This window comes from Gilliamella sp. BG2, assembly GCF_046635645.1.
Lineage (GTDB): Bacteria > Pseudomonadota > Gammaproteobacteria > Enterobacterales > Orbaceae > Gilliamella > Gilliamella bombi.
The window spans coordinates 1-8867 of record NZ_JBIDFF010000045.1 but is presented as its reverse complement, the minus strand read 5'-3'; the positions used below and the strand labels follow the sequence as shown (position 1 = coordinate 8867).

General features: G+C 37.3%; 6 protein-coding genes and 1 other RNA gene. 3 read left to right on the top strand and 4 right to left on the bottom strand.

Annotation, left to right across the window (positions count from 1 at the left end; genetic code table 11):
* Window positions 1–616, top strand: a 616-nt coding sequence (locus ACGH6Q_RS11580) for a hypothetical protein (protein ID WP_411592881.1), incomplete at its 5' end; no start/stop codon positions are given.
* A 10-nt stretch (window positions 617–626) separates the two neighbouring features.
* Here ACGH6Q_RS11580 and ACGH6Q_RS11575 read toward each other — a convergent pair.
* Entirely contained in the window at window positions 627–788 is a 162-nt protein-coding gene (locus ACGH6Q_RS11575) for a hypothetical protein (RefSeq protein WP_411592880.1), read from the bottom strand.
* A gap of 393 nt (window positions 789–1181) precedes the next feature.
* Here ACGH6Q_RS11575 and ACGH6Q_RS11570 point away from each other — a divergent pair, with 393 nt between their 5' ends.
* On the top strand, window positions 1182–1418 hold the full coding sequence (locus tag ACGH6Q_RS11570; RefSeq protein ID WP_065589237.1) for a hypothetical protein: 237 nt from the start codon (window positions 1182–1184) through the stop codon (window positions 1416–1418).
* A gap of 660 nt (window positions 1419–2078) precedes the next feature.
* Here ACGH6Q_RS11570 and ssrA read toward each other — a convergent pair.
* Together ssrA and ACGH6Q_RS11560 are read right to left on the bottom strand one after the other, a co-directional pair.
* Window positions 2079–2443, bottom strand: a transfer-messenger RNA (tmRNA) gene (gene ssrA, locus ACGH6Q_RS11565).
* 322 nt (window positions 2444–2765) lie between these two features.
* Entirely contained in the window at window positions 2766–2912 is a 147-nt protein-coding gene (locus ACGH6Q_RS11560) for an NAD(P)-dependent oxidoreductase (RefSeq protein ID WP_081296688.1), read from the bottom strand.
* A gap of 398 nt (window positions 2913–3310) precedes the next feature.
* Between ACGH6Q_RS11560 and ACGH6Q_RS11555 the strand changes: the two genes are divergently transcribed.
* Window positions 3311–4396: a 3-deoxy-7-phosphoheptulonate synthase gene (locus ACGH6Q_RS11555; RefSeq protein WP_411592879.1), complete on the top strand. Its 1086-nt coding sequence runs from the start codon at window positions 3311–3313 to the stop codon at window positions 4394–4396.
* Window positions 4397–4451: 55 nt separating this feature from the next.
* On the opposite strand, the gene purL is transcribed toward ACGH6Q_RS11555, so the two are convergent.
* Entirely contained in the window at window positions 4452–8354 is a 3903-nt protein-coding gene (gene purL / locus ACGH6Q_RS11550; protein ID WP_411592878.1) for a phosphoribosylformylglycinamidine synthase, read from the bottom strand.
* Between the last annotated feature and the right edge of the window lie 513 nt (window positions 8355–8867).

The window sequence follows — 8867 nt, the reverse complement described above, 5'->3', positions numbered from 1 at the left end:
GTTGAGTTGGTCTGTTACCACATATGGTGGTAGTGGTGATATAACAGCAACGGTGAATTGGGTTTACTCAAACACGCAGGTAACATTGAATGGTCCTAAAGCTGATAGTACTCAGATGAATTCAGATAATCCAAGTCCACTTAGACGTCCTTCTTTGCCACAGACATTTGAGTTGGTTGGTAGGGATAGTCAAGGTAATGAGGTTAGGTATGGATTTGTGTTGAGGCAGTGGTTCGTCGATCGGGGACTTCGAAGAGATAGCCTTTCTAATCAAAGCACATGGTGTGATAGTTTGGGTTATCGTTTGTCACGGGTAAGGGATTTAACCAATGCGGTTTGTTCTGGCTGGGGCATGAATAGTTACGCTCCTTGTACTGGTGCAGTAGGTGCCACGCCGCAGTCTAGTGGTAATGGTTACATGCGTCATATAGGAGCAGGTTTTTTCACGGAGTGGGGCTACTTGGGCAACTACGTTGGTGCGGGCTTCTTCAACAACACCTGCTGGACAAGCGACACGATCGGTAGCAATGGCTTCTTTGTTCCCTCGTCCGAAGGCTCCGTCGGCGGCACTGGCGCTTCTTCCTACGCCTTCGGTGCTGTTTGCACCACACCTTAGTTTTTAGCGTTTAGTTCTTAATCCTTAGGGCGCGGGGGTGGTTATGGTGCCAGAGAGGAAAATATAAAAAAGAATAAAGCCCCAGCGCAAGTGTTGGGGCGCTGAGCAGGCAAAGTTTGTGAGCATTGTGCTTTAATTCTAAAAGTCCTATGATTTTGGCTGTTTGATTCATTTCTGAATCTCCTTTTGTGTTATAAAATAACTTGAATGTCAGATTAAGTAAAGGCTATTACACTTTAAGACGTTTATTTGAATAGTCTAATGCGATAACACAATTAACAAGGAAGAAGTGATTTCTCACACCGTCATTGTTTTTAAATTTAATTTCTTATATCCATCACAACCATTTAATAGAGATGAGATAAATCATAAAAATTCTGATTAATAATTAGATTAACATTCTATTTTTTTACAATTCGCTATTTTATTTTAAGTAAAACGTAATTAGTCTTCAATCGTTTTCTAAGGTTGTTTTAATGGTGCTGCAAGATTTTTGTTTACTTATTCTAAAAATGCTGTAATATAAATAATCATAAACAACTTTAAATTAAAAGGAGACTTAATTATGGCAAAATCTGTAAAAGCAATAGTATCTAACTTAAATGATTTAATGAGGAAAAATGGAAATGAAGCTATAACATTAAATTGGAAACAATTTTATATTATAACTAAAAGAGAAAGAATGCACGAAACTATTATGACTCAAATTACAAAAGAGTTAAAAAAATATGATTATCATATTTTTTTTGGTAACTACGTGATTGTGGTTAGAGATTGTTGTTGGAAACCTATTGGAGATTAAATAAATTATCTATTAAAAATAATTTCATTTTTACTTTCAAATTGATTTAGAAAAAATGTTTGTTATGAATGACATAAAAGAGCGAAAGAGAAGTGGTTTTTCTTAACTAGCAAACAACTTTGTGCTTTCAACTCAATAATTTAAATAAAATTCCTTTCCCCCATCTTAATTAATAAAACTGGGGGGAATTCATTTAAGAAATTAATTATAATTAGTAAAATAAACTAACAAAACACACTATCAATCTTCAACTTACAATACTCAACAGCGTCATGTAGCATCACAAAATCGGCGATATCATATAGTGTTTTCTGCGTTTGATAGAACACGTAATTGTGATCGTCGTCGCTGTTGATAATGTAGCATTCGCCAGTAATTTCATTTTTGTAATCTTTGGGCATTTGACGTATGTAAATTGGTAGTGTGTAGTTTATTGTTATCATGATGAGCAAAAGTGAATTTTTAAAATTATTTTATGTTGAATTTTTTGGATGTGAACTGTTGAGATGAAGCCATAAAATACTCTGGAAAAATGTCACGTGCATTTCACGTGCATTTTTATGTCCTGATATAGTCTATTTTAAGTCAGTTTTATGTATAAATAAACAGTGATTTTATTTTATGATTTATTGATTTTGTTGATTATTTTTATTTTAGTGGTGGTGGAGCTGGCGGGAGTTGAACCCGCGTCCGAAATCTCTACATCCTCGGTACTACATGCGTAGTTTGTTTTTGAATTTCATCTACCCGCTGCGAACAAACACGCTACTGATAGACTAGCTTGATTAGGTTTAATGCTTCCACCCCAAGCAAGGCTTCCACACGATCTCGTTTGGGTTTGACTCCTCTTTATCCCCGTCCTACGAGCGGAGGCTAGGGAGAGAAGGCTCTATACAGGTTATTAAGCTGCTAGTGCGTAGTTTTCGTCGTTTGCGACTATTTTTTTGCGGTTTATTTACGAGGCCTACCGCACCTCGGCATGCACCTTGGGTTTCGCAAATCCCGTCGAATCCAGAATCAGCCCCAATTGTGAATTGTAAATAAAAAAACAATATTAAGGCATTATAGGTGAATTCAAAATGGAATACAAGTTAGCTAGCTTCAAGGTTGGTCTAGTTATCGGCAAATTTTTCATCTTTTAATGCTGCGTGATATTATTAACAGCACATTTTTTCCTTCACATATCACATTTCAGCCATTGCAGAGCTGACTTGAGGTGATAATAAAACATTATAAATGTTTGTCGTAAAAGGGGAATTGGTAGGTAGTGGCTCAATTTCAAATGCATCAAGTCCTGTGGCTTTGCTCGTTTTATTTTTAGTACTTCAAGCGGCGCTTGTTGATCAACTATTTTTCACAGGCATCATTAATAAGTATTGCCGAAGGCCTCATTAAAGCTAATTTTTCTTTTGTGAATAGTTGAATAGTTTTTTTTGTTAATGGGAGAATGGTAACAACAAAATTGGCTTGTTTTAATACATTGCCTAAAAATATATAATCATGCGGCTAAGTTAGCTGGTAAAGTAGCAGAGCGTAAATATTTTTCAGCTATGTCACTTAATATCAAAGTAATCATTAAAACTTTCAATAAATATACATAACCCAAATAACGCCTTATCATCAGCAGAATATTATGCTTTCATAACATAAAATAGCCATCAAAAACTCGCTATAAAGATGTAAACATTTTATTACAATATTTGCTTAAATTATCATTACACTAACTTTTTAAACTAAATTTATAATTAAATAACAAATCATAAAACAATTATGATTGGATAAATAATAAAAATTCCATTTACTATTATGTAATTTTGTGTTTACATAATAATTGTTTGTGTAATTGTTATTTTACATATAAAAATATAAATGATTTTAACAAGGAAAATAAAATGTTAAAAGATACTTTAAATAATGTTCGAATCAGAGACGAACATATGTTAATCACACCTGAAGAAATCAAACAGCTTTACCCTCTTTCTCATGATTTAGAAAACCAAATTGCCTTATCACGCCAAACTGTTGTGGATATTTTAGAGCGACGTGATCACCGCTTGCTTATTGTATGTGGTCCTTGCTCTATTCACGATCCTATTGCGGCAATTGAATATGCCCATAAATTAAAAAAATTATCAGACGAAGTCAAAGACCACCTATTTATAGTTATGCGAGTCTACTTTGAAAAACCACGCACAACTGTAGGATGGAAAGGTATGATTAACGATCCTCACATGGATAGCTCATTTGATATTGAGCATGGACTAAAAAAAGCCCGTAAATTACTGCTTGATATTACTCAAATTGGCTTGCCTATTGCAACTGAAGCACTAGATCCCAACACACCACAGTACATTGGTGATTTAATTAGTTGGTCTGCAATCGGAGCAAGAACTACTGAATCACAAACGCATCGAGAAATGGCCTCGGGGCTTTCAATGCCTGTTGGTTTTAAAAATGGAACTGATGGCAGTTTGGATGTTGCAATTAATGCCATGAAATCAGCCTCTATGCCTCATCGTTTTGTAGGAATTAACCAACAAGGACAAGTAACGGTTTTACAAACAACAGGAAATCCACACGGCCATGTTATTTTGCGTGGTGGAAAAACGCCTAACTATGATGCTGAAAATGTCGCATTGTGCGAAACACAAATGAAAAAGGCAGGATTGTTACCTAACTTAATGGTTGACTGTAGCCATGCAAATTCAAATAAAGATTATCGAAATCAACCTATTGTTGCTAATTCCATTATCGAGCAAATAGAAAAAGGCAATAATTCGATTATTGGTGTAATGATTGAAAGTAACTTATTTGAAGGAAATCAGCCTTCCGAGCAACCACCAGAAAACTTTAAATATGGCGTATCTGTGACTGACGCATGTATTAACTGGGAAGAAACAGACGCACTATTACGAAAAATGGATCACATTTTAGCGCAGCCACTTATCGAAAGACAAAAGCACTCAGTTACTACTTAAACTACTCAATAAATAAACATATCGCCGACACCATTATCGGCGATCTTTGTTTTATTTAACCTAATTGCTTACGAGCATTACGGAATATTCTCATCCAAGGGCTATCTTCACCCCAGTTATCAGGATGCCATGAATTAGTTACCGTTCTAAATACCCGTTCTGGATGTGGCATCATAATAGTTGCCCGTCCATCTTGAGATGTCACTGCAGTAATACCGTTTGGCGAACCATTTGGATTAGCAGGGTATTGCTGCGTTACTTTGCCAAAATGGTCAATATAACGTACGGCAATTAATCCTGATGCTTCTAAACGGCTTAAATGAACATCATCACCCACTTCAACACGTCCTTCCCCGTGTGAAACAGCAATTGGCATATGCGAACCAGCCATATCAGTAAATAGCAACGACGGGCTTGATTGAATTTGCACTAAACTAAAACGAGCTTCAAAACGTTCTGACAAATTACGAACAAAACGAGGCCACAAATCCGCTCCCGGAATTAGATCCTTAAGATTCGACATCATCTGACAACCGTTACAAACCCCTAACGATAAAGTATCTTTGCGATGGAAGAATTGTTCAAATTCATCACGCACTTTTTCATTAAATAAAATAGATTTAGCCCAACCTTCACCTGCTCCTAAAACATCACCGTAAGAGAAACCACCACAAGCAACCAGTGTACTAAATTGACTAAGTGTAATTCGACCAGAAAGTAAATCTGTCATATGTACATCGATTGCTTGAAAGCCTGCTCTATCAAATGCTGCTGCCATCTCGACATGCGAGTTAACACCTTGTTCACGCAAAATGGCCACTTTAGGTTTTGTACCTTTGGCAATATAAGGCGCAGCAATATCGGCTTGCAGATCAAAAGTTAGCTGCACATTTAATCCTGGATCATCTTCATTTTGTTTAGCTTGATGTTCTTGATCTGCACATTCAGGATTATCACGTAAACGTTGCATTTGCCATGTCGTTTGCGCCCACCATGTTCTCAAGGTTAAGCGTGATTCACTGTATACTGTAGTCGAGTTATCACGCATAATAATTTGTTGACCAGTTTTAGCACTACCAAGAACATGAACCGCATGGGATAAGCCAAACTGCTTAAAGCAAGCCATCACATCATCTAAACGATTATTAGCTACTTGAATAACTGCGCCTAATTCTTCATTAAATAACGAAGCAATCACATCATGACCTAACGAGGCAATATCTACATCAATACCACAATGTCCAGCAAAAGCCATTTCGGCCAATGTCACAAACAGTCCACCATCAGAACGATCATGATAAGCAAGCAAAGCATTTTGGCTTACTAAAGCCTGAATCGCATTATAAAAAGCAAGCAGCTCTTTAGGATCATGGACATCCGCTGTTTTTTGCCCTAAATGACGATACACTTGGGCTAGTGCGGTGGCTCCTAGTGCTTGATGGCCTTTCGATAAATCAACCAACAATAAAGTATTATCCTGATCAGTACGCAATTGTGGTGTCACTGTTTTACGCACATCTTCAACACGCGCAAATGCCGAAATCACCAATGATAATGGTGAAGTCATGGTTTGTTGCTCACCATCTTGTTGCCATGTCGTTTTCATGGACATCGAATCTTTACCAACAGGAATAGCAAGCCCTAAAGCTGGGCATAACTCTTCACCAATAGCTTTAACGGCCTCATAAAGACCAGCATCTTCGCCCGGATGTCCTGCCGCCGCCATCCAGTTAGCTGAAAGCTTAATCCGTTTGATATTACCGATATTGGTTGCGGCAATATTAGTAATTGCCTCACCAACTGCAAGCCTTGCTGATGCGGCAAAATTAAGTAACGCAACTGGCGCATGTTCACCAATTGACATAGCTTCACCATAATAACTATCCAAACTTGCAGTAGTCACAGCACAATCAGCAACCGGTACTTGCCAAGGCCCGACCATTTGATCACGAGCAACCATCCCCGTCACTGAACGATCGCCAATGGTAATTAAAAAGGTCTTTTCGGCAACGGTTGGCAAATGTAGAATGCGTTTGACCGCATCATATAAATTAATTTCAGAAGTTGAAAAATTATCACCATGTGCTTGGTGAGTTTTAACATCACGTTGCATTTTAGGCGTTTTACCAAGTAGCACATCTAATGGCAAATCGATGGGATGATTATTAAAATGCTCATCATGCAAGGTAACCGCCTTATTGGCGGTTGCCTGACCAATCACCGCATAAGGTGCACGCTCACGCTGACAAAGCTCAGCAAATAATGCCAATTTATCGGGATGAATCGCAAGCACATAACGTTCTTGTGATTCATTACACCAAACTTCTAGTGGTGACATACCTGGTTCATCGCTAAGTATTTTACGAAGCTCAAACTGACCACCACACCCACCATCGCTAACAAGTTCAGGCATTGCATTAGACAAACCTCCAGCACCAACATCATGAATAAATAAGATAGGATTATCTTCACCAAGTTGCCAACAGCGATCGATAACTTCCTGACAACGGCGCTCCATTTCAGGATTATCACGCTGAACAGAAGCAAAATCCAAATCAGCATCAGACTGACCCGACGCCATAGACGAAGCCGCCCCGCCACCTAAGCCAATATTCATAGCAGGACCACCTAAAACAATCAGTTTAGAGCCAGCTGGAAACTCACCTTTTTGGATATGTTCACGGCGAATATTACCCATACCACCAGCTAACATAATCGGTTTATGATAACCTCGAAGCTCCTCGCCATTATGGCTATTAACCTTTTCTTCATAAGTACGGAAATACCCTAACAAAGCCGGACGCCCAAATTCATTATTAAACGCCGCACCACCTAAAGGGCCATCCATCATAATATCAAAGGCGCTCACAATGCGATCAGGCTTACCAAAATTTTGCTCCCAAGGTTGTTCAAAATTAGGAATACGTAAATTAGAAACTGAAAACCCTACTAAACCAGCTTTAGGTTTAGCACCTCGACCAGTTGCACCTTCATCACGAATCTCACCTCCACTGCCCGTTGCCGCACCCGGCCAAGGTGATATTGCTGTTGGATGATTATGTGTTTCAACTTTCATTAAAATATCTGCATATTCTTGATGATAGCAGTAGGTTTTATTCTCATTATCCGCAAAAAAGCGCCCAACGATTGAACCGTCCATCACTGCGGCATTATCCTCATAAGCGGACGAAACATAATCAGGAGTGTGTTCAAAAGTATTTTTGATCATCTTAAACAGCGATTTAGGCTGCTTTACCCCATCAATAACCCAATCGGCATTAAAAATCTTGTGACGACAATGCTCGGAATTGGCTTGTGCAAACATATAAAGTTCAATATCAGTAGGATTACGATTTAGTTTTTTAAAGTTCTCAACTAAATAATCAATCTCATCAGATGCTAACGCCAAACCTAATTTAAGATTAGCCTCGTCTAATGCCACGCGCCCCTGACCTAATAAATCAATGGTTGTCACTGGCGCAGGTGATTCAACATGAAATAACTGCTCAGCTTGATCAACATGGCTAAAGACCGCTTCCATCATGCGATCATGAATTAATGCTATAAAATCGTTTTTTTGCCAATCGGTTAATTCTGAACTTACTTGCACATAATAAGCAATCCCCCTCTCGATACGGCGAATCTGTGATAAACCGCAATTATGTACAATATCAGTTGCTTTTGATGACCAAGGCGAAATCGTTCCCACTCTTGGCGCCACTAAAAAGAGTTGCTTACTAGCCGTTTGTTTAACATTGATTTGTGCATTTTTTGGACCGTATTGTAATAATTTATCTAACGTTAACTGTTGTTCAGCCGTCAACTCGCCAACCAAATCAACAAAATGCAGATATTGGGCTTTAATATCGATAACAGGAATAGATTTTTCACAACAAGTAGATAATATTTTATTAATACGAAATGCAGATAAGGCCGAGCAACCAGCTAAAATTTTCATGAAAATTACTCTTTTTAAGCTAAAAATAGAGAAGAAATAAGACAATATTATAAAAGAAAGCGCACGATGTGGCTATATTAAATACAGTTAATCAGGAGATAGATAAAAATTCTGTTTTTTAACCAAAAGAAATAACCAAAAAGAAAAATAAAATCAATATGATATATAATTCTTTTTTACTAAGAATTGGATCTATTTTGGTAAGTGAAATAAATTAAGTGTAAGGATTAGGATATTTTGATACAGGAATAAGATAGGTATATTGACCTTGCTGTGTTATGGAAAAGTTTTTTACTCTAAAATCATTCAGGTAGAGCATTGATTTTATTAAATTTTTATTTAATCGTTTTTAGTAAAATCAATCATTTATAAGATATTTAGTACTAAAGCTTTTATATTTCATTTAACTGTTAAATTTTAGCAAAGAAATTTCAATTAACTAGGGACTGTTGATCTTTGCTGTACATAAATTACTCAACAATACATTGGCAGCCACATTAACATAAATGCCAG